We start from the raw sequence: 21,166 nt of genomic DNA, 5'->3' as shown, positions 1-21,166 counted from the left end.
GCTCACACGCCGGGCGTCGGGCCCTCCTGGGGTCGGGCGGCGCAGTAGGCGACCGTCAGGTCCCGTACCAGCGCCTTGCGTTCGTAGTCGTCGAGGTCGACCAGGCCGCGGTCGAGGAGACCGCGCACGGTCTCGCCCACGGCGTTGAGGGCGTCGTCCAGGGCGGCCCGGCGGTGGCGGGCGTCGAGTGCCGCGACGTGCGCGCGGCGCATGGCGGCGGCCACGGAGGGGGCGTAGCCGACGTGGACGGGCTGGGCGGAGAACACCTCGACGCCCACCGGCCGCAGGTCCTCGACGAGGATCCTGGTGAGGTCGTCCGCGAGGCGGTCGGTGTCGCGCAGCGTGGGACCGGGGCCGCGGAAGTCGTCGGCGGGCAGCCGGGACGCGCAGCGCGCGACCGCGGCCTCGACCTGCTCGCGCAGGTAGCGGACGTGGTCGTGCACGGTGAAGGCGGCCCGCGCGGTGTCCCGCACCCGCCACACCACCAGGACCGTGGCGAGCAGCGGGGTGCCGTTGGCGTCGGTGACCTCGATGGGGCTGCTGCGCCAGTGGCGCAGGCTGGTGTCGACGCGGCGCCGGACGAGCAGCGGGCTGAACCACAGCAGGCCGGTACGGCGGACGGTGCCGCGGTAGGCGCCGTGCCGGGACAGCATCCAGACCGAGCCGGGGCGGCCCCGCGCCAGGCCGAGCGCGGCCAGCGCCACGATCGCCGCGAGGACGGCCACCGCGCTGCCCCGGACGGCGGGCGAGGACCCGGCGGGGCCCAGCAGGAGCGCGGCCGTGCCGCCGGCGGCCGCCAGGGCCGTGCACACGGCGACGCCGCCGGGCAGGCAGCGCCCCGGACGCTCGGCGATCTCGGGCAGTGGTGCCGCGGCGGCCGGACCGCGAGAGGCGGCGGGGGCGGTTGGGGGCCGGGCGGGGACGGGGAGTTCGGCCGGGCCGCCTTGCGCGGTGATCGTCATGAGAAGAGCCGCCTCCAGGTCTCGGGTCCGGGGTAGCCGTCCGCCCGGCTGCCTGACCAGCCCTGCGAGCGCTGGAAGGCCTCCACCGCGCGCCGGTCGGCCTCGCCCCAGCGGGGGCCGGGCCCCTTGGCGTAGAACCGGCCGAAGCCCTTGGCGACCAGGCGGCGTCCCAGCGCGAGCACGTGCGGCCCGGACTGGCCGGGCCGGAAACCGCCGAGTCCGGGGTAGGCGGGGGGTGCCTCGGGGCGGCCGCCGTCGATGTCGGACCCCGCGCCCTGGGTGAGGTAACGCCACGTCAGGGGGCCCGGGAAGCCGTCGGCCTGGTCGCCCTTCCAGCCCTGGGCGCGCTGGAAGGCGCGGGTGGCGAGGCGGTCGGCGTCGCTCCAGTGGGGACCCGGCCCGTCGTGGTAGTACCCGCCCGCCCCGCGCTGCCGCAGCATCCTGCCGAGCCGGGTGACGTAGCCGTTGGTGGCGCCGGGCCCGAAGGTCCGGCTCCCCGGGTAGGCCATGGCGGCCAGGTCGCCGAGGTCGAGGTCGCCGTCCAGGTCCTCGTAGAGGTCGTCGTACAAGTCGTCGAGGCCCTCGCCGCGCAGGTACTTGTAGCGGTAGGGGACGTAGCGCTTGGAGTGGTCCCAGTAGGCGTACGGCGTGGTGCGCACCCGGGCGCGCGGCCGGGTCTCCTCGTAGGCGACGTAGCGGCTGTGCGCGGCGTTCGCCCAGCCCCCGAAGATCGTGACGTGGGAGCCGTCGACGGGGTCGCGGGGGTTGTGGAAGAGCAGGATGTCGCCGGGTTCGAGCTCGTCGCGGCCGATCCGTTCGGCGTAGCGGGGCAGCGTACCGGTCCACTGGCTGGTGCCCAGGCCCCAGGCCATGGAGACGAAGCCGGAGCAGTCCTGCCGGTAGCCGTCCCGCCAGCGGCGGCGCATGTCGTAGGGGACGCCGGCGTCGATCCAGTCCCGGGCCCGCTCCAGGATCTGATCGCGGGTCAGCCGGAGCGGTGCCGCGGCGCCGGCCAGGTCGGGCTGCGCCTGCTCGGTCCGCCCGGCGGACGCGGCCTGGCCCGCGTCCTCCGCGGGGGCGGCCACGGCGGCGGGCGCCATCACGGCCGCGCCGGCGGTGGCCAGCACGACCAGCGCGGCGGGGGCGGCGGCCGGTGGCACGCACGGGGGCGTGCCACGGATCGCCGACCGGATCAGCCGCCGCCGGGCGCAGTCCTCACAGACGCAGCCCGGCTGCGGCCCGACCTCGTCGAACACCGGTGTGGACATGTGCACCACCACTCCTCGCGATCGAGTGCCACATGCCCTTATTACCCGATTCCCACGTAAATCTGATGGAATGACAGTGGACGGTGTGGTCAGCCGTTCGCGGTGGTGCTGTCCACGACCTCGGCGACGGCCTTGTCGACCAGCTGCGTCAGCCGCTCGGGGGTGAGCCCGGACGCGCCGCCCGCGGCGTCGGTGACGGTCTCGCCGTTCACCTGCACGACGGGCGTGGAGGTGAACCCGGCCGCGGCGAACTCCTCCTGCGAGCGTCGCACCCACCCGTCGTGGTCCCCGCCCTGCACGCACGGGACGAAGTGCGTCTCGTCGACGCCGCCGGCCTTCTTCGCCAGGCCCTTCAGGAACGTGTCGCTGGTGAACGGGTCGTCCCGGGCGTCGACGGGCTGGGCGTCCCACACCTGCGCCACGAACTCCTGGAACCGGCCCACGTCCTGCGCGCACGCGGCCGCGTTCGCCGCGGCCAGGGAGCCGGTGCCGCCGTCCGCGACGTCGGTCGGCGTCACCAGGCGGTAGTCGATGCCGACCTGGCCGGTGGCCACCAGCTTGGCCAGGGTGTCCGCGTACTCGGAGGCGAAGGCCTTCGACTCCGGGCTGCGCAGGTCCTCGTACACGGTCAGCGTCACCGGCAGCTCGGACGGCCGCACCGGCACCGCCAGCCGCTCGTCGCCCGCGGCGCCGGTCGGCGCCTTGACCTCGTGCTGCTTCTCACTGCGCACATGCGCCCCGAGGACGGCGGAGCCCCCGAACACCACACCCAGGACGATCACCGTCCCGATGTAGGACCGCCAGCGCTTGGACTTCGTCTGCTTCACCGGGACTTTCTACCACCGCGTACGACCGCGCCCCGTGGGGGGTACGGCCTCGGGCGGCGGGCACCGCCGGGGCGGTGTCCTCGCGACGGCGCCCGACCCGCCCCGGGCCCGTTGTGGGAGGGTGGGCCGGTGAACGGTGGGACAGCGCCCCTGGTCGTGGTCGACGCCGCCAACACCGTGGGGTCCGTGCCCGACGGGTGGTGGCGGGACCGGCACGGGGCGACGGAACGCGTACGCGACGCCCTGGCCGCCCTGGCCCGGACCGGGCTTCCCGAACGCGCGGACGTACCGGAGTGGGCCCGGCGGGCGCCGCTCGACATCGTGCTCGTCGTCGAGGGCGCGGCCCGGAACGTGGCCCCCGTGCCGGGGGTACGGGTCGAGGCGGCCCGCGGCAGCGGTGACGACCTCGTCGCCGAACTCGTCGCCGCCCGGGCCCCGGAACGGCCGTGCCTGGTCGTGACGGCCGACCGCGAACTGCGCCGCCGGGTGACCGCCCACGGCGCGTCCGTCGCCGGGCCCCGCTCGGTACGCCCCTGACCGGTGCTCCGACCGCACAGGGCCGCCGTGGCCCGGCCCGCCCCGTCGGGGGCGACCGCTCGCCGCGTGATCAGTCGCCGACGTTCAACGTCGCGTACTGCAGCACGTCGAGCCCGACCAGCACGGAACGAACCCGTTCCAGTGCCGCGCCGCGATCGAGGTACCCCTCGATCTCGAGGTCGAGATGGCAACGCCCCTCCCCGCTGCCCGCACCCGTGATCTCCCCGTCCGAGCCGAACGCTGCCTCCAACGCCTCCTCGACCTCGTCCCGGTCGATGGGCAGCCCCGCAAGGACGATCTCGACGAACACCGTGTTCCACCCCCTCGGACCCGGTGAACACTTCTACCAGGGTGGGCGGGTGTCGCGGCGTGCCTCCGGGGTCTGCTCGGGCAGGGCCGTGTCCTGGTCGGTGCGCAGCAGCAAGCCCGGGTCGGGTTCGAAGTCCTCATTGGGCGGTGCCGGCCGGTGGAAACGCTCGGTGCGCGCAATGGCGACCTCCACCAGTCGGTCCTCATGGAACATCCAGAGCCCGAAGCAGTCGTCGTCCTGGTCGCGGAGCAGAACTTGCACCGTATGCGGATACGGCCACGGCAGCGACTCCAGGTGCTTGAGCAGGCCCTTGCGGGCACGCATCTTCTCGAACTCCAGGGCCCATCCGAACTCGTAGCCCCACTGCCCCGCTATCGGGACGAAGCGGCCTTGCCACGTGCGTTCTGGATCGTCCCGGGTCAGCGGTTCCATGACCTCGCCCGACCAACGGGCGAGCACGATGACCTCGGCATCTCTACTCATGCGGGAGTATCACCGCATCCGCCTGATCCACCGCGACCAATTTCCTCAACCGGCCGACGCAAGGGGCGGTTGGCGGATTGGTGACGAGCTCCCGTACGCCACGGCCCTGATCAGCCCACACGACCCATCGGACAGCCCCTGGCCGCGCCCGGGCCGGGCGTAGAGCACGGCGCCGTCCGCGGTGGCGACGCGCTCGTAGCCGCCCCCGTCGAGGAGAGCGCGCAGGCCGGGGATGTGCGCCGCGCCGTAGGGCGCGCCCCGGGAGTCGTCGACGACGACGGCCGGGGGCGCGGCGGCGAACTCCCGGCGGAAGTCCGCCCAGGCGCCCGGCACGGCGTACTCCTCGCCGACCCGGGCCCCGCCTCGGCCGCCGCTGAAGTTGGTGAGGAATCCCGCGGTGAGGAAGCGACCGGCCGGTGCGCGTCCGGAGAGCCAGTAGTGCTCCGGGTGCATGCCCCAGACCAGGACCGTCCCGTCCGCGTCGGTGTGGGCGCGGATCGCGGCGGCGACGGCCCGGGCGTGGTCGAGTTCGGCGCGCGGGGCCGTGAAGCCCCAGCCGGTGAAGGCGGCCGCCGCCAGCACCGTCCACACGGCGGCGGCCTTCCTGGCGGGCCCGCGCGCCGGCAGCCGGCGCAGCGCGGCGATCCCGACGAGCGTGAGCGGGGGCAGCAGTTGCAGGTAGTAGTGGCCGTAGAACTGGAAGCCCGCCACGACGGCGACGGCCGACGCGCCGAGCCAGACCCACAGCTCGACCCCGGCACCGGCCCGCCGCCGCGCGGCGATCCAGAGGGCCGGCAGGACGAGCCCCGCCCCGGCCGCCGTGAGGATCGCGGCGTTGCCGAGCCCGCGCCCGGCCGCGAGCAGCCAGGCGCCCTCGGGCGAGATGTAGGCGCCGGACCCGGTGACCGTCCAGAAGACGAAGCGCCCCACGCCGGTCGCCGCGGCCACGGCCGCCACGGGTAGCGCGCACCCCGCCGCCAGCCTGCCCCACGCACCCGCGGGCGCGGCCGGGCTCCCCCGGTGGGTCCGCCACAGCATCCAGACCACCGGGAGGAGCACCACCGCGCCGGTCTGCTTGGTCAGCGCCGCCCCGGCCACCGCCACCCCCGCCGCACCCCAGCGGCCGCGGTCGGCGCACAGCACGGCGGCGGCCGTCCACGGCAGGGTGAAGACCTCGAAGGTGGCCGCCTGGGTGTCCTCGGGCGCCAGCCCGACGGACAGCAGCAGGTAGCAGAACCCGGCGGCCGCGCCCCACCGGTCGCCCCAGCGGCGCCGGGCGAGGGAGACGAGCAGCGCCGCGGTCACGACGTGCGCGGCGACCGCGGCCACCCGCAGGGGCCACAGCGACCCGTCGCCGAAGAGCGCGAACGCGCCCTGGTACAGCCAGGGCAGGAAGGGGGGCTTGCGGTCCACGACGGTGTCGTAGAGCACACCGCCGGAGGCGAGCACCCGTGCCTGGGTCGCCAGGAACCCCTCGTCGGGGTTCCAGACCGGGCGCACGAAGGAGGGCGAGTGGACCAGGGCCGCGAGAAGCGTCAGCAGCGGGAGCAGCACGGGCCAGGAGAACCGGGGGAACGCCGAGGGCACCCGGTTCGCCGACGCGCCCGACCGCTCTTCCGGGAGCGCGGGCGCGTCGGCGCGGGCGGTCTCGGGGCGGGTCGGCACGCGCCCAACGTACCGGCCGCCCTCCGGCCGCGTCAGCTCAGCCCTGCCGGGCCGGCCCGCGCACCCGGCTGTGCCGGTAGCCGTACAGGAAGTAGACGAGGAAGCCGATGGCCATCCAGACGGCGAACCGCAGCCAGGTCTCGGCCGGCAGGTTGAGCATCAGCCACAGCGTGGCGAGCACCGACACCGCGGGCAGCCACGGCACGAACGGGGTGCGGAAGGAGCGCGGCAGGTCGGGGCGGGTGCGGCGGAGCACCACGACGCCGATGGCGACGACGACGAAGGCGAACAGGGTGCCGATGTTCACCAGCTCGGCCAGTTCCTCGATGGTGGTGAAGCCCGCGACGATCGCGACGATGCCGCCGAGCAGGATCGTCGAGCGGTACGGCGTGCCCCGCGTGGGGTGCACCTGGGAGAAGAAGCGCGGCAGCAGTCCGTCGCGGCTCATCGCGAAGAAGACCCGGCTCTGCCCCAGCAGCAGGATCATGCAGACCGTCGTCAGGCCCACCACGGCGCCGAAGGCGATCAGCCCGGCCCAGAAGGGGTGGCCCACGGCCTTGAACGCGTCGGCCAGCGGCGCGTCCACGGTGAGTTGGGAGTAGTGCTGCATGCCGGTGACGACGATGGAGACGGCGACGTACAGCACGGTGCAGATCAGCAGCGAGCCGAGGATGCCGCGCGGCACGTCCCGCTGCGGGTTCTTGGTCTCCTCCGCGGCGGTGGCGACGATGTCGAAGCCGATGTAGGCGAAGAAGACCACGGCCGCGGCGGTGAAGATGCCCATGATGCCGAACTGGGACGGCGTGAAGCCCGAGATCAGCTGGATGAGCGGGGCCTTGATGCCGGCCTCCGCGCCCTCGGACCGCACGGCGGGCGGGACGAACGGCGTGTAGTTGTGGCCCTTGATGAAGAACGCGCCCACGACGATCACGATGAGCACCACGGTCAGCTTGATGGCGACCACCACGGAGGTCACCCGGGCCGAGAGCTTCATCCCGGCGACCAGGATGGCGGTCAGCGCGGCCACCAGCAGGAAGGCCAGCAGGTCGAAGTGGAAGCCGTCCTGCTGGCCGCCGGACAGCACCGACGGCAGGTGCCAGCCCCAGTTGTCCATGATCGAGCGCAGGTACCCCGACCATCCGACCGCGACCACCGCGGAGCCCAGCGCCAGTTCCAGCACCAGGTCCCAGCCGATGATCCAGGCGGGCAGTTCGCCGAGCGTCGCGAAGGAGAAGGTGTACGCGGACCCGGCCACCGGCACGGTGGAGGCGAACTCGGCGTAGCACAGGGCGGCGAGCGCGCAGACGACGCCGGCGGCGACGAAGGACAGGGCGACCGCCGGGCCCGCGTTCTCCTTCGCCACCTTGCCCGTGAGGACGAAGATGCCGGTGCCGATGATGACGCCGACGCCGAAGACCGTGAGGTCGAGGGCGGACAGCGACTTCTTGAGCGCGTGCTCCGGCTCCTGCGTGTCCCTCAGGGAATCCTCGACCGATTTGGTACGGAAGAAGCCGCTCCGTCCCCTCGTAGCGTTACCGCCCACGTCCACCGGCGCACCTCCACAGTTGTCCCTGCATCACAGCATCCGCTGATGCTTGTGACCGGATCTGGCGCGCCTACACATCAACAGAAGGGCCGGGCGATCACCCGTAAGGGTGTCGCCCGGCCCGGTGGTGCCGAGGCGGGGAGGCGGGCGTCAGTCGCTCGCGACCTGCGGCGCCGGCTCGTCCGCGTAGCGGCCCTCGAGCCGGCTGACGAGGCCCGTCACCTGACGCGCGATGTCCGGGGCGGTCAGGCCGATCTCGGCCATGACCTCCTTGCGGCCGGCGTGGTCGAGGAACTCCTGCGGGATGCCGAAGTCGCGCAGCGGCACGTCCACGTTCGCGTCGCGCAGGGCCTGGGCGACGGCGGAGCCGACCCCGCCCACCCGTCCGTTGTCCTCGACCGTGACGACGACCCGGTGGCCGGCCGCGAGGCCGGGCAGGGCCTCGTCGACGGGCTTGACCCAGCGGGGGTCGACGACGGTGGTGGTGATGCCCTGGGCGTCGAGCAGGTCGGCGATCTCCAGGCACATCGGGGCGAGCGCGCCGACGGAGACCAGCAGGACGTCCGGCCGGTCCTCGCCCTCGGTCTTGGCCGCTCGCAGCACGTCCATCCCGCCGACCTTGCCGACGGCCTTGACCGCCGGGCCGACCGCGCCCTTGGAGTAGCGGACCACGGTCGGGGCGTCCTCGACGGCCACGGCCTCGCGCAGCTGGGCGCGCACCTGGTCGGCGTCGCGGGGGGCGGCGATCCGCAGGCCGGGCACGACCTGGAGGATCGACAGGTCCCACATGCCGTTGTGCGAGGCGCCGTCGGTGCCGGTGATGCCGGCGCGGTCCAGGACGAAGGTGACGCCGCACTTGTGGAGCGCGACGTCCATCAGCACCTGGTCGAAGGCGCGGTTGAGGAAGGTCGCGTAGACGGCGACCACCGGGTGCAGGCCACCGGTGGCCAGGCCCGCCGCCGACACGGCGGCGTGCTGCTCGGCGATGCCGACGTCGTAGACGCGGTCCGGGAAGGCCTTGGCGAACTTGTCGAGACCGACGGGCTGGAGCATCGCGGCCGTGATGGCGACGATGTCCTTGCGCTCCTTGCCGAGCTTGACCATCTCCTCGGCGAAGACCGAGGTCCAGTCCGCGCCCGAGGCGGCGATGGGCAGGCCGGTGTCGGGGTGGATCTTGCCGACGGCGTGGAAGCGGTCGGCCTCGTCCTCCAGGGCGGGGGTGTAGCCGCGGCCCTTCTCCGTCAGGCAGTGGACGATGACCGGGCCGCCGAAGCGCTTGGCGCGCTGCAGCGCGGACTCCAGGGCGGCGAGGTCGTGGCCGTCGATCGGGCCGACGTACTTCAGGCCCAGGTCCTCGAACATGCCCTGCGGGGCGATGAAGTCCTTGAAGCCCTTCTTGGCGCCGTGCAGGGTCTCGTACAGCGGCTGGCCGATGACGGGGGTGCGCTCCAGCAGTTCCTTGGTGCGGGTGAGGAAGCGCTCGTAGCCGTCGGTGGTGCGCAGCGTGGCGAGGTGGTTGGCGAGGCCGCCGATGGTGGGCGCGTAGGAGCGCTCGTTGTCGTTGACGACGATGACCAGCGGGCGGTCCTTGGCGGCGGCGATGTTGTTCAGCGCCTCCCAGGCCATGCCGCCCGTCAGGGCGCCGTCACCGATGACGGCGACGGTGTGGTCGCGCTTGCCGAGCTGCTCGTTGGCCTTGGCCAGGCCGTCGGCCCAGCCCAGCACCGTGGAGGCGTGGCTGTTCTCGATGACGTCGTGCTCGGACTCGGCGCGCGAGGGGTAGCCGGACAGGCCGCCCTTGCCCTTGAGCTTGGAGAAGTCCTGACGGCCGGTGAGCAGCTTGTGGACGTAGGACTGGTGTCCGGTGTCCCACAGCACCTTGTCCTTCGGCGAGTCGAAGACCCGGTGGAGGGCGACGGTGAGTTCGACGACACCGAGGTTCGGCCCCAGGTGCCCGCCCGTCTTGGAGACCTCGTCGACCAGGAAGGTACGGATCTCGCCTGCCAGCTCGACCAGCTGCTCCGGGCTGAGCCGGTCGAGGTCGCGCGGTCCCTTGATACGGGTCAGCAGCGCCACCCGTGCCTCCTTGTTGTCGCTTGCCGGTTACCCGAGTGTATGTGTTCGCGTTTCCAGCTCCGCACACACCTGTGCCCGGCGCTGGGATGATCTTCCCTGCGCCGGGCACGTCACGCCACTGGTGCGATGAGAACCGTCAGCCGCGGCCGGCGGCCTTCTGGCTCTTGCGGGACACCGAGTCGATGACCACGGCGGCGAGGAGCACCGCGGCGGTGATCATGTACTGCAGTGCGGTGTTCATGTTGAGCAGGTCCAGGCCGGTCTGGATGGACTGGATGACCAGCATGCCGAGCAGGGCGGACCAGACGGTGCCGCGGCCGCCGAAGAGGCTGGTGCCGCCGATGACCGCGGCCGCGATGGCCAGCATCAGGTAGTTGCCGCCACCCGCGCCGAGCGAGGCGGTGTAGGTCTGGGCGGCGAAGAACAGACCGCCGATCGCCGCGAACGCACCGGAGATGGCGAACACGGAGATGCGGATCATGGCGACGTTGATGCCGGCCCGGCGGGCCGCCTCGATGCCACCGCCGACCGCGAAGATCTTGCGGCCGTAGGAGGTGCGGCGGAGCACGAAGTCGGTGATGACCAGGGCCGCCAGGAAGATGACCAGCGCGTTGGGGACACCGCTCGCCTGGTTCAGCACGTAGGCGACGACGAACGAGACCACCGCGAGGGCGCCGACACGGAGCGCGATCTCGCTGGTGGGCCGGAACGGGACACCGGCGGCGCGACGGCGGCGCTGCTCGATGAGCGATCCGGCGAGCATGGCCACCGTGCCGAGGCCCGCCAGCAGGTAGGCGCCGGCGATGTCCTGGTCGAGGAAGAAGGACTGCTGGCCCAGGATGTGCAGCGGGCCCGTGTCCTGGATGGAGAGGCTTCCGCTGTCGCCGAGCAGCTGCAGCATCAGGCCGTTCCAGCCGAGGAAGCCGGCGAGGGTGACGACGAACGCGGGGACGCCGATCTTCGCGAAGAACCAGCCGTGCAGGGCACCGATGAGGATGCCGGTCAGGATCGTCAGGATCAGGGCGAGCCACGGGTTCATCCCGTGGGTGGTCGCCAGGATCGCGAAGAGCGAGGACGCCAGACCGCTGACCGAGCCCACCGACAGGTCGATCTCGCCGAGCAGCAGCACGAAGACCAGGCCGACGGCGAGCATGCCGGTGGCCGCCAGGAAGAAGCCGATGTTGGCCAGGTTGCCGGCGGTCAGGAAGTTGCTGGACTGGGTCTGGAAGACGGTCCAGATGATGATCAGGCCGATGATGACCGGCAGCGAGCCGAGCTCACCGCCGCGCACCTTGCGCTTGAACTCCGTGATGTAGCCCTTGAAGCCCTCTTCACGGACGAGCAGACGCGGGTCGACCACGGGCACCGCAGCCGAGGACGCGTCCTCGACCGCTGCCGCCGCGTCCTGCTTTACGGTCTTCGACGTGTCGCTCACTTTGCATCCTCCGTGCGCCGCGCCTGACGGCGGGTCACGGCGTTGTCCGTGGCGCCCGTGATCGCGGAGATGATTTCTTCCTGGGACGTGCTCTTGACGTCGAACACGCCGTTGTTGCGACCGAGCCGCAGTACCGCCACCTTGTCGGCGACGGCCTTGACGTCCACCATGTTGTGGCTGATGAGGATGACGGCGAGGCCGCGCTGACGCAGCCGCTCCACCAGGTCGAGCACCTGGGCCGTCTGCTCCACGCCGAGGGCGGCGGTCGGCTCGTCGAGGATGACCAGCTTGGGGTCGCCGATCAGGGCGCGCGCGATGGCCACGACCTGTCGCTGACCACCCGAGAGGCTGGCGATCGGGATGCGCACGCTGGGGATGCGGATCGACAGGGTGCTCAGCAGCTCCCTGGACCGGGCCTCCATGGTGACCTCGTCGATCACGCTGGCGCGCTTGATCTCGCGGCCGAGGTAGAGGTTGGCGACGACGTCGAGGTTGTCGCAGAGCGCGAGGTCCTGGTAGACCGTCGCGATTCCGAAGCCCTGGGCGTCGTGCGGCTTGTTGATGCTGACCGGCTCGCCCTCCCACTCGATGACGCCTTCATCGATGGGGTGGACACCCGCGATCGTCTTGACCAGGGTCGACTTACCTGCGCCGTTGTCGCCGACGAGCGCGACGACCTCACCGGCATGGACCTCCAGGTCGACATCGGTGAGTGCCTGGACTGCACCGAATCGCTTGGAGACTCCGCGCAACGCCAGCACGGGCGTAGCGGACACGTGAACCATCTCCTTCGCCGCCTGACCGGCGGGGATGCCGCGCTTGGAGGGGCGCGGAGTTTTGTGCAAACTGCACAGCTTTACATGAACGGAAACGAACTGTCCGTCCGGCGCCCGCCCCGTCAGCGGGGTCTGTTGGACGGGGCGGGCACCGGACAGGTTCGCGTGGCGGCCTCCGGAGGGAGGACCTGCCGTGTTACTGGATGCCGGCGGCCTTGCAGGCGTCGGCGAACTCGGCCGTGCAGATCTCGGCGACGGAGTACAGCTTGTCCGCGATGACCGTGTCGTTGACGTTGGCCTTGGTCACGGAGACCGGGGTCAGCAGCTGCGACGGGACCTTGTCACCGGAGCCGCTGGTCAGCGAGGTCGTGGCCAGGGACGAGATGTCCTTGCCCTCGATCAGGTTGACCGCGAGCTGGGCGGCGGCGTCGGCCTCGGGCTTGAACGCCTTGTAGACCGTGCTGGACTGCGTGCCCGCGATGATCCGCTGGATGCCCGCGAGTTCGGCGTCCTGACCGGTCAGCGGGATGCCGCTGATGCCGGCGCCCTTGAGGGCGGTGGCGATGCCGCCGGCCATGCCGTCGTTGGCGGCGTAGACGCCCGCGATGTTCTTGGCCTTGAGCTGCGTGATGGCCGCCGTCATCTTCTGGTTGGCGACGGTGTCCTTCCACAGACCGCTCTGCTCGTAGGCGATCTTGACCTTGCCGTCGAGCACCTTGTGGGCGCCGGCCTTGAACATCGCGGCGTTCGGGTCGGCGTCGTCACCGTTGATCATGACGACGTTCGCCGACGGCTTGGCCTTGGCGCCGAGCGAGTCGAGGAGCGCCTGGCCCTGCAGCTCGCCGACCTTCTCGTTGTCGAAGGAGACGTACGCGGAGACCGGACCCTGGGCGAGGCGGTCGTACGCGATGACCTTGATGCCCTTGTCGACGGCGGACTGGACCGAGGTCTTGATGGCAGCGGCGTCCTGCGCGCTGATCACGATCACCTTGACACCCTTGGTGATCATGGTGGAGACCTGCTGGGCCTGCTTGCCGGAGTCACCCGCGGCGTTCGCGTACTGTACGTCGCAGTCGGCGCACAGCTCCTTGACCTTCGCCTCGAACAGCGGCTTGTCGAACTTGTCGTAACGCGCGGTGACGCTGTCGGGAAGCAGCAGACCGATGGTCTTGCTCTTGCTGCCGGTGCTGCTGCTGCCGCCGTCCGCCTTGTCGTCGCCGGCCTTGCCGCACGCAGCAACGGAAAGGGCCATGGAGACGGCCGCGGTGCCGATCACGACGCGACGCATCATTGCGTTCATGTGGGGTTGCCTCCCTGACAGGGCCGCAAGAGACTGCGGCCGAGGTGAGCGTGAGTCAACTCGGCTACAGCCTTGACGTCAAGAAGTAAATACTTAACGAGATGGCAACGGTGCGTTTCGTTATCTAGATGAACGCAGAGTGATCTCTACGGCACAGCAACCGCTGCCGGAACATTAGCATCCAAAAGGGATGAATCCCCTACCTCGCTGAGGGCCAGCGCCAGCGCGCCCAGCACCTCAGCGCGGGCCCCCAGGCCCCCTGCGACGACCGAGAGGCGGCGGGCGGCGCTGGGGATCGCGTACCGCGCCACGGACTCCCTTATCGGCGCCAGGACCAGCTCCCCCGCCTCCGCGAGGTCACCGCCGAGCACCACCCGGCTCGGGTTCAAGAGGTTGGCGAGGCTGGCGACGCCCATGCCGATGTGCCGGCCGACGTCCGCGATGACCCGGCGGCAGCCCGGGTCGCCCTCGCGGCCCAGCTGCACCATGCGCGCCAGGGTGAGGTCGGGGCCGTGGCTGCCGCGCAGCAGGTCCAGCACGTACCGGGCGGCGGTGAAGGTCTCCAGGCAACCGCGGTTGCCGCAGCGGCAGACCGGACCGGACTCGTCCAGCGTGATGTGGCCGATCTCGCCGGCGGTGCCGCCGGGGCCGCGGTAGATGCGGCCGTCGATCACCAGCCCGGCGCCCACGCCGCTGGCCACCTTGATGTACGCCAGGTCCTTCACGCCGCGGCCGCCGCCCCAGACCAGCTCGCCGAGGGCGCCGAGGTTGGCGTCGTTGTCCACCTGGACCGGCATGCGCAGCCGCTCGGCGAGTTCCTGGCGCGGGTTGATGCCGCCCCACCCCGGCAGGATGGCGGTGGACCCCAGCGCGCCGGTCTCCACGTCGATCGGGCCCGGGACGCCGAGGCCGACGCCGATCACCTTGTCGGCGTCGATGCCGCTGGACTCGATCAGCCGCGCGACCAGCTGCTCGGCCCGGTCGAAGCCCTCGGAGGCCGAGGCGTCCACGTCGATCGGCTCGGACTGCTCGGCGAGCACCTGGTGGGCCAGGTTGCCGACCGCGACCCGCAGGTGGGAGTGCCCGAAGTCGACGCCGACGACGACGCCCGCGTCGCCCGACAGCGCCACCGCGCGGGCCCTGCGCCCTCCCGAGGAGGTGGGGGTGACCTGTACGGTCCCGTTGTCGCGCAACTCGCGGACGATGTTGGAGACCGTCGCGGCGGACAGCCCCGTCGTACGGGCGATCTCCGCCTGCGTCAGCGAACCCGCGAGGCGTACGGCCCGGACCACCCGCTCGAGGTTGGCCCGGTGCAGCGACGACTGGGATCCCGGAGTCTCCACGACCATTCCACTCCTGCCGAACCGGACGGGAGCCACGCCGATGAGACCCCGTCGTCTACAACATGTGAACTCTAAGCAAGCCTTTAGGCTCGCTTCCCGTCAAGGGGCAGAACCAGACCGCTGGCGGTATGCCCGAAAAATCCAGAAGCGGCCCCGCATACGGCGGGACCGCTTCCGCTCCGCCGTCCGGACGACCGGACGGCGGCCACGTGGAGTGACCTTCCCGTTACTTCAAGGTGCCGGCCGTCAGACCCGCCTGCACCTGCCGCTGGAAGGAGAGGTAGACCACGAGCACCGGCAGCATCGCGATGGTCATGCCCGCGAAGAGCGCCGGGTAGTCACCGGAGTACCCCTGCTGCTGCGCCAGGTTGACCAGGCCCTGGGCCAGCATCGAGCGGTCCGGGTCGCTGCTGGACTGCTGCTGCATGAGGGTCATCGGCAGGATGTACTGGTTCCACTGCCCCAGCACGTTGAATATGCCCACGCTGATCAGGCCCGGCTTCGCCATCGGGAGCATGACCTGGAAGAAGGCCCGGGAATGGGAGCAGCCGTCGATCATGGCCGCCTCGTGCACCGCCGTGGGCAGGGTCCTGAAGAAGGAATGCATGAAGAAGACGGTGAAGGGCAGCGAATAGGCGACGTAGACCAGGATCAGGCCCTGGTAGGTGTTGAGCATGCCCAGGTTGCTGACCATGAAGAACAGCGGCACCAGGGCGAGGTACACCGGGAACATCGCCCCGCCGACGAACAGGTAGAAGATGATCCGGTTGCCGGGGAACTCGTAGCGCGCCAGCACGTACGCCGTCATCGAGCCCAGCAGCATGGTCAGCGGCACCGAGAACACCAGCACGATCACGGTGTTCACGAAGAAGTCGCCGATGCCCTTCTCCCAGGCCCGGGAGAACGCGTCGAACGACCACTGCGAGGGCCAGGACCAGGCGCTCGCGCCGATCTCCGTGTTGTTCTTGAAGGAGCCGAGGACGATCCACGCCAGCGGCAGGACGATCATCACGCCCCACAGGACCAGGAATCCGTGGGAGAACACGTTGAGGGTCGTGCCGCCGTCGGCGGAACGTTCCTGGTCCGTCTTCTTGCTGCCGATGACGGTGGGCCGGCCCTTGAAGACCGGGACCGGGGTGGGCTGCTTGATGGGAGTGGCCATGGGATGCGCTCCCCGCTCAGTACTCGATGCGGTCGCGGCGGGAGACCCGCAGCGCGATGGCGGAAAGGATCAGGGTGAGGAAGAGGATGACGACGCCCATGGCGCAGGCGTAGCCGCTCTTCCCGAAGGTGAGGAAGTTGCGCATCAGGTAGGTCGCCATGACCTCACCGTGGTAGTCGGGACCGCCGCCGAAATTCGATCCCGGGGTGAGGACCGAGGCCAGTACGAAGAAGTCCATCGCGGCGATCGCGAGGTACACCCAGGCCGTCTGAACGCTGTCCCACAGCAGCGGGAGCGTCACCTTGAAGAAGGTCTGCAGGCGGCCCGCGCCGTCCAGCAGCGCGGCCTCGTAGATGTCCTTCGGAACGGACTGCATGGCCGCCGAGAAGAGCACCAGGTAGAAACCGACACCGGCCCAGATCTGCACGCCGAGCAGGCACCACATCACCAGGTTGGGGCTGTTCAGCCATTCGACCGGGGCGTTCGGGTCCTGGAGGTGCAGTTTGATCAGGACGCCGTTCAGGAGGCCGCTTCCGTCACTGCGGTACACCGCCTGGAAGAGCACCACGAGAATGGCGACGGAAAGCACCTGGGGGAAGAAGAAGACGACCTTGTACAAGGCCGATCCGCGTACTCCCCGGACGCCCGTGGTGCCGCCGCGGCCGCCCACGTTGAGCATGAAGGCGAAGAAGAGCGCCAGCAGGATCGTGATCACCGGCAGGAACACCAGCAGCAGCACGTTGTGCTGGAGCGCCTGCAGGAATACGTGGTCCCCGAAGAGCTTCGTGTAGTTATCCAGGCCGACGAAGTTCATCTCCTGGGACTGCCCGGACCAGTCCGTCAGGGAATACCCGAACGTCTGGAGGTACGGCCAGATCACGAAGACGACGTAGAGCACGACCGGAAGGAAGAGGAATCCCGCGATGAACGGGTACTTGCGGTAACGCATGGCGCTGCTCCTGCCATCGGGTAGACCGTCGCACCGGGGCCCCGAACGCCCCCGGACCATCAGGGGGCACCGGGGCCCCGGTGCGCAAGGGCCGGTCTGAACTAAGAGCCCTTCTTGGCCTTCTCGGCCGCCGCCTTGACCCGCTTGAGCCAGTCGGCGGGCTTGATGCGCTTGGCCATCAACTCGGCGCTGGCGTTCTGCACGTCCGTGTCGAAGGCGCTCTGCGTGTTGATGTAGTTGTAGTTGAAGACGTTGCTGCCGGCCGCCGTGAGCGCCGTGACGGTGGACTTGGTGCCCGGGCGCAGCTGGACGTCGGAGCCGACGCCGTCCTTGAGCACGGTCAGCGAGTTGGCCGTCTGGGCGAACTTGCTCGACGCTTCCTTGGTGAGCATGATCCGCAGGAACTCCAGGCCGCCGGCCTGGTTCTTGGCCTTCTTCGGGACGATGAAGGGCTCACCGGCGCCGGCCCGGATCGACTCGAAGGGCAGCTTGTCGCCGTCCAGCGAGGGGATCGGCAGGAAGGTCATCTCGAAGTCCGAGGGGGTGGCCTTCAGCTGCTCGTTCTCCAGCCACGAACCGCAGGGGATGAAGGCTGCCTTGCCCTCGTTCCAGGCGGTCTGGGACTCGATGTGGGTCATGCCGTTGGTGCCGGGGAGCAGGTAGCCCTTGTCGGCGATCTGGTAGACCGACTCGACGGCCACCTTGGCGGCGTCCTCGTCCCACACGGTCGGGTCGAGGCTGTCGATCCGCTTCACCAGCTCGGCACCGCCGTGCTTGGCGATCAGGTCCATGACCACGATGTTGATGTAGTACGGGTACTTGCCCTGGTGGCAGAAGGGGGCCATGCCCGACTTCTTGATCTCCTCGGAGAGGGACATGAAGTCGGCCCAGGTCTTCGGCGCGGTCCAGCCCTTCTCCTTGAAGAGCTTGCCGGAGTACCACAGGCCCCACACGGTGTAGATGTAGGAGAGCTGGTACATCTTGCCGTCGTCGAAGCTGCCGATCTCGACGGTGCCGGGCTGCAGGACGTCCCTGATCTTCTTGCTCGGGTCGTCGATGTAGGGCGCGTCGAGCAGCGGGGTGAGGTCGGTGAGCTGGCCGCTCTTGTAGAGCACGTCCAGCTTGATCTGCTGGGCACCGGAGTCGTCGACGACGTCCGGCGGGTTGCCTGCGTTGAAGCGGGGCTGGAGCTTGCCGGTGATCTCCTGGGTGCCGAGGTGGCTGACCTTCGCCCCGGAGAACCTCTTCTTGTAGATCTTCTCGAACTCGATGGCGTACGCGTCGCCGTAGCCGCCCTTGAAGATCACGACGTCCAGAGGGGCGTCGTTGGCCACACCGAACGGGTTGTCCTTGGACTTCTCGCCCTTCGCCGTGCCCTTGTCGTTGCCGCTGCCGCTGGACGCACAGGCACTCAGCAGACCCGCGGCGGGAGCGGCCAACAGGCCCACAGCTGCAGCCCGCTTGATCAGATCGCGCCGGTTGACGTCGGATCTCATGCTCAAGTCCTCACCTTCTCCAGGACCCATGCGGTGCGGAGTTGAATCTGTGCACGGGCCACGCACCCGTCGTTCCCCCCGCGCAAGCCCGCGTTCAGCGGGCCTCCTGGACGCCGACAGGTATAGTCCACTTCCCGCGAGGTGGGCAAGGTCATGCGCGCTTTTGACGGACAGCTTTCCCTAGTTGAGACCTGCCGGTAACGCGAACGGGCCCGCACCCCCGGCAGGGGTGCGGGCCCGTTCGTCGTGCCCGGCGGCCGTGAGCCTTACTTGCGGATCAGGGAGCGCAGGACGTACTGCATGATGCCGCCGTTGCGGTAGTAGTCCGCCTCACCGGGGGTGTCGATGCGGACCACGGCGTCGAACTCGACGCCGGTGTCGGTCGTCACCTTGACGGTGCGCGGGGTGGTGCCGTCGTTGAGCTCGGTGACGCCGGAGAACGAGAAGGTCTCCTCACCGGTCAGGCCCAGGGAGTCCGCCGAGGCGCCCTCGGGGAACTGCAGCGGCAGCACGCCCATGCCGATCAGGTTCGAGCGGTGGATGCGCTCGTACGACTCGGCGATGACGGCCTTGACGCCCAGCAGCGCGGTGCCCTTCGCGGCCCAGTCGCGGGACGAGCCGGAGCCGTACTCCTTGCCAGCCAGGACGACCAGCGGGGTGCCGGCGGCCTGGTAGTTCTGCGACGCGTCGTAGATGAAGGAGACCGGGCCGCCCTCCTGCGTGAAGTCGCGGGTGAAGCCGCCCTCGGTGCCCGGCGCGATCTGGTTGCGCAGGCGGATGTTGGCGAACGTACCGCGGATCATGACCTCGTGGTTGCCACGGCGGGAGCCGTAGGAGTTGAAGTCGCGGCGCTCCACACCGTGCTCGGTGAGGTACGTGCCGGCCGGGGTGTCGGCCTTGATCGCGCCCGCCGGGGAGATGTGGTCGGTGGTGACCGAGTCGCCCAGCTTGGCCAGCACGCGGGCACCGGCGATGTCGGTGACCGGGGCCGGCTCCATGGCCATGCCCTCGAAGTACGGGGGCTTGCGGACGTAGGTGGACTGCGGGTCCCACTCGAAGGTGTTGCCGGTCGGGATCGGCAGCGACTGCCACTGGGCGTCGCCGGCGAAGACGTCCTGGTAGGAGGTGCTGAACATGTCCTGGCCGATCGCGGAGGCGACGACCTCGTTGACCTCCTGCTCGGAGGGCCAGATGTCCTGGAGGTAGACCGGCTTGCCCTCGGTGTCGGTGCCGATGGCGTCCTTGGTGATGTCCACCTTCATCGAGCCGGCGATGGCGTACGCGACGACCAGCGGCGGGGACGCCAGGTAATTCATCTTGACGTCCGGGTTGATCCGGCCCTCGAAGTTGCGGTTGCCCGACAGGACCGAGGTGACCGCCAGGTCGTGGTCGTTGACGGCCTTGGAGACCTCGTCCGGCAGCGGGCCGGAGTTGCCGATGCAGGTGGTGCAGCCGTACCCGACGAGGTTGAAGCCCATCTTGTCGAGGTACGGGGTGAGGCCCGCGCGGTCGTAGTAGTCCATGACGACCTTGGAGCCCGGGGCGAGCGTGGTCTTCACCCACGGCTTGCGGCTCAGGCCCTTCTCGACCGCCTTCTTGGCCACCAGCGCGGCGGCGACCATCACGTACGGGTTCGAGGTGTTGGTGCAGGAGGTGATCGCGGCGACGGTGACGGCGCCGTGGTCGATCTCGTAGGTCGAGCCGTCGGGGGCGGTGACCACGGTCGGGCGGGTCGGGACGCCGTTGGTGGCGGCCGGGGCGTCGGAGGCCGGGAAGGACTCCTTGCCCGCCTCGTCGGCGTCGTCCACGTAGTTGCGCACGTCGCTCTTGAACTGCTCGGCGGCGTTGGCGAGGACGATGCGGTCCTGCGGGCGCTTCGGGCCGGCGATGGACGGGACGACCGTGGAGAGGTCGAGCTCCAGCTTCTCGGAGAAGTCCGGTTCGGCGGCCGGGTCCAGCCACAGGCCCTGCTCCTTGGCGTACGCCTCGACGAGCGCGAGCTGCTGCTCCGAACGGCCGGTCAGCTTCAGGTAGTTAATGGTCTCCGCATCGATCGGGAAGATCGCCGCGGTGGAACCGAACTCCGGCGACATGTTGCCGATGGTGGCGCGGTTGGCGAGCGAGGTGGCCGCGACGCCCTCGCCGTAGAACTCGACGAACTTGCCGACCACACCGTGCTTGCGCAGCATCTCGGTGATGGTCAGTACGAGGTCGGTCGCGGTGGTGCCGGCGGGGAGCTCGCCGGTCAGCTTGAAGCCCACGACGCGCGGGATCAGCATGGAGACCGGCTGGCCGAGCATGGCGGCCTCGGCCTCGATGCCGCCGACGCCCCAGCCCAGGACGCCGAGGCCGTTGACCATGGTGGTGTGCGAGTCGGTGCCGACGAGGGTGTCGGGGTACGCCTGGCCGTTCCGGACCATCACCGTGCGGGCCAGGTGCTCGATGTTGACCTGGTGGACGATGCCGGTGCCCGGCGGGACGACCTTGAACTCGTCGAACGCGGTCTGGCCCCAGCGCAGGAACTGGTAGCGCTCCTTGTTGCGGCCGTACTCCAGCTCCACGTTCTGCGCGAAGGAGTCCGGGGTGCCGAACTTGTCGGCGATCACGGAGTGGTCGATGACCAGCTCGGCCGGGGCCAGCGGGTTGATGCGGGACGGGTCGCCGCCCAGTTCCTTGACGGCCTCGCGCATGGTGGCGAGGTCGACCACGCACGGCACACCGGTGAAGTCCTGCATGATCACACGGGCCGGCGTGAACTGGATCTCCTGGCTCGGCTGGGCCTGGGAGTCCCAGCCGCCGAGCGCGCGGATGTGGTCGGCGGTGATGTTCGCGCCGTCCTCGGTGCGGAGCAGGTTCTCCAGCAGCACCTTCAGGCTGTAAGGGAGGCGCGCGGCGCCTTCGACCTTGTCCAGCCGGAAGATCTCGTACGACTCGTCGCCCACCTGCAGGGTGCTGCGGGCGTCGAAGCTGTTCGCCGACACGACAGTCTCCTTCGTAACTTTGCGCGTACCACCGCAATGCTGCCGCTTCG

The 21,166-nt window shown here is 70.2% G+C and carries 17 protein-coding genes; 1 reads left to right on the top strand and 16 read right to left on the bottom strand.

The genetic code is table 11. The annotated features are described in order from the left end of the window. Nucleotides 1-2: 2 nt before the first annotated feature. From ACFZAU_RS18015 to ACFZAU_RS18005, 3 genes are all read right to left on the bottom strand, one after another. On the bottom strand, nucleotides 3-962 hold the full coding sequence (locus ACFZAU_RS18015) for an SPFH domain-containing protein (RefSeq protein ID WP_500552937.1): 960 nt from the start codon (nucleotides 960-962) through the stop codon (nucleotides 3-5). Further along, on the bottom strand, nucleotides 959-2,230 hold the full coding sequence (locus ACFZAU_RS18010) for a peptidoglycan-binding protein (RefSeq protein WP_500552936.1): 1,272 nt from the start codon (nucleotides 2,228-2,230) through the stop codon (nucleotides 959-961). The genes ACFZAU_RS18015 and ACFZAU_RS18010 overlap by 4 nt, the downstream gene beginning before the upstream one ends. 89 nt (nucleotides 2,231-2,319) lie before the next feature. Continuing rightward, nucleotides 2,320-3,057, bottom strand: coding sequence for a DsbA family protein (locus tag ACFZAU_RS18005; RefSeq protein WP_500552935.1), 738 nt, complete (start codon nucleotides 3,055-3,057; stop codon nucleotides 2,320-2,322). Nucleotides 3,058-3,186: 129 nt separating this feature from the next. On the opposite strand from ACFZAU_RS18005, the gene ACFZAU_RS18000 reads away from it, so the two are divergent. Continuing rightward, nucleotides 3,187-3,594, top strand: a complete 408-nt coding sequence (locus ACFZAU_RS18000) for an NTP pyrophosphohydrolase (RefSeq protein WP_500552934.1) — start codon at nucleotides 3,187-3,189, stop codon at nucleotides 3,592-3,594. A gap of 70 nt (nucleotides 3,595-3,664) precedes the next feature. Here ACFZAU_RS18000 and ACFZAU_RS17995 read toward each other — a convergent pair whose 3' ends face one another. The 13 genes from ACFZAU_RS17995 to acnA form a co-directional block, all read right to left on the bottom strand. Beyond that, the gene (locus ACFZAU_RS17995) at nucleotides 3,665-3,904 is read right to left on the bottom strand and encodes a hypothetical protein (RefSeq protein ID WP_500552933.1); all 240 of its coding nucleotides are present in this window, start codon (nucleotides 3,902-3,904) and stop codon (nucleotides 3,665-3,667) included. A 33-nt stretch (nucleotides 3,905-3,937) separates the two neighbouring features. Next, a complete protein-coding gene (locus tag ACFZAU_RS17990; RefSeq protein ID WP_500552932.1) occupies nucleotides 3,938-4,387 on the bottom strand; it encodes a hypothetical protein in 450 nt (149 codons plus the stop codon). A gap of 45 nt (nucleotides 4,388-4,432) precedes the next feature. Then, nucleotides 4,433-6,052 (bottom strand): ArnT family glycosyltransferase, encoded by a 1,620-nt coding sequence (locus ACFZAU_RS17985; protein ID WP_500552931.1) that lies wholly within the window; start codon nucleotides 6,050-6,052, stop codon nucleotides 4,433-4,435. Nucleotides 6,053-6,089: 37 nt separating this feature from the next. Continuing rightward, on the bottom strand, nucleotides 6,090-7,601 hold the full coding sequence (locus ACFZAU_RS17980; protein WP_500552930.1) for an amino acid permease: 1,512 nt from the start codon (nucleotides 7,599-7,601) through the stop codon (nucleotides 6,090-6,092). Between the two features lie 147 nt (nucleotides 7,602-7,748). Beyond that, entirely contained in the window at nucleotides 7,749-9,674 is a 1,926-nt protein-coding gene (gene dxs / locus ACFZAU_RS17975) for a 1-deoxy-D-xylulose-5-phosphate synthase (protein ID WP_500552929.1), read from the bottom strand. 136 nt (nucleotides 9,675-9,810) lie between these two features. Continuing rightward, nucleotides 9,811-11,109 carry a sugar ABC transporter permease gene (locus ACFZAU_RS17970; RefSeq protein ID WP_499601739.1) on the bottom strand — a complete coding sequence of 433 codons (1,299 nt, stop codon included), beginning with the start codon at nucleotides 11,107-11,109 and terminating at the stop codon, nucleotides 9,811-9,813. Then, nucleotides 11,106-11,894, bottom strand: a complete 789-nt coding sequence (locus ACFZAU_RS17965) for an ATP-binding cassette domain-containing protein (protein WP_500552928.1) — start codon at nucleotides 11,892-11,894, stop codon at nucleotides 11,106-11,108. Before ACFZAU_RS17965 ends, ACFZAU_RS17970 begins: the two co-directional genes overlap by 4 nt. 187 nt (nucleotides 11,895-12,081) lie before the next feature. Continuing rightward, the gene (locus tag ACFZAU_RS17960; RefSeq protein WP_500552927.1) at nucleotides 12,082-13,185 is read right to left on the bottom strand and encodes a sugar ABC transporter substrate-binding protein; all 1,104 of its coding nucleotides are present in this window, start codon (nucleotides 13,183-13,185) and stop codon (nucleotides 12,082-12,084) included. A 146-nt stretch (nucleotides 13,186-13,331) separates the two neighbouring features. After that, the gene (locus ACFZAU_RS17955; protein ID WP_499601743.1) at nucleotides 13,332-14,528 is read right to left on the bottom strand and encodes an ROK family transcriptional regulator; all 1,197 of its coding nucleotides are present in this window, start codon (nucleotides 14,526-14,528) and stop codon (nucleotides 13,332-13,334) included. A 226-nt stretch (nucleotides 14,529-14,754) separates the two neighbouring features. Next, nucleotides 14,755-15,690, bottom strand: a complete 936-nt coding sequence (locus ACFZAU_RS17950; RefSeq protein WP_500552926.1) for a carbohydrate ABC transporter permease — start codon at nucleotides 15,688-15,690, stop codon at nucleotides 14,755-14,757. A gap of 16 nt (nucleotides 15,691-15,706) precedes the next feature. Further along, nucleotides 15,707-16,639: a carbohydrate ABC transporter permease gene (locus ACFZAU_RS17945; RefSeq protein ID WP_500552925.1), complete on the bottom strand. Its 933-nt coding sequence runs from the start codon at nucleotides 16,637-16,639 to the stop codon at nucleotides 15,707-15,709. 101 nt (nucleotides 16,640-16,740) lie between these two features. Further along, nucleotides 16,741-18,135, bottom strand: coding sequence for an N-acetylglucosamine/diacetylchitobiose ABC transporter substrate-binding protein (gene ngcE / locus ACFZAU_RS17940; RefSeq protein ID WP_500553041.1), 1,395 nt, complete (start codon nucleotides 18,133-18,135; stop codon nucleotides 16,741-16,743). A gap of 266 nt (nucleotides 18,136-18,401) precedes the next feature. After that, the gene (gene acnA, locus ACFZAU_RS17935; RefSeq protein ID WP_500552924.1) at nucleotides 18,402-21,116 is read right to left on the bottom strand and encodes an aconitate hydratase AcnA; all 2,715 of its coding nucleotides are present in this window, start codon (nucleotides 21,114-21,116) and stop codon (nucleotides 18,402-18,404) included. Nucleotides 21,117-21,166 lie beyond the last annotated feature (50 nt).

It is taken from the genome of Streptomyces sp. NPDC008238 (assembly GCF_042956445.1).
In the GTDB taxonomy this organism is placed as follows: domain Bacteria; phylum Actinomycetota; class Actinomycetes; order Streptomycetales; family Streptomycetaceae; genus Actinacidiphila.
Note: the sequence above shows the minus strand (reverse complement) of the source record. Positions and strands in the feature narration are given on the sequence as shown.

Excerpts from the sequence above, each read along its gene's own strand:
- ACFZAU_RS17990 (WP_500552932.1), bottom strand. The coding sequence starts at position 4,387 with ATGAGTAGAGATGCCGAGGTCATCGTGCTCGCCCGTTGGTCGGGCGAG.
- ACFZAU_RS17945 (WP_500552925.1), bottom strand. The coding sequence starts at position 16,639 with ATGCGTTACCGCAAGTACCCGTTCATCGCGGGATTCCTCTTCCTTCCG.
- ACFZAU_RS17965 (WP_500552928.1), bottom strand. The coding sequence starts at position 11,894 with ATGGTTCACGTGTCCGCTACGCCCGTGCTGGCGTTGCGCGGAGTCTCC.
- ACFZAU_RS18015 (WP_500552937.1), bottom strand. The coding sequence starts at position 962 with ATGACGATCACCGCGCAAGGCGGCCCGGCCGAACTCCCCGTCCCCGCC.
- ngcE (WP_500553041.1), bottom strand. The coding sequence starts at position 18,135 with ATGAGATCCGACGTCAACCGGCGCGATCTGATCAAGCGGGCTGCAGCT.
- ACFZAU_RS17950 (WP_500552926.1), bottom strand. The coding sequence starts at position 15,690 with ATGGCCACTCCCATCAAGCAGCCCACCCCGGTCCCGGTCTTCAAGGGC.
- ACFZAU_RS18010 (WP_500552936.1), bottom strand. The coding sequence starts at position 2,230 with ATGTCCACACCGGTGTTCGACGAGGTCGGGCCGCAGCCGGGCTGCGTC.
- ACFZAU_RS17960 (WP_500552927.1), bottom strand. The coding sequence starts at position 13,185 with ATGAACGCAATGATGCGTCGCGTCGTGATCGGCACCGCGGCCGTCTCC.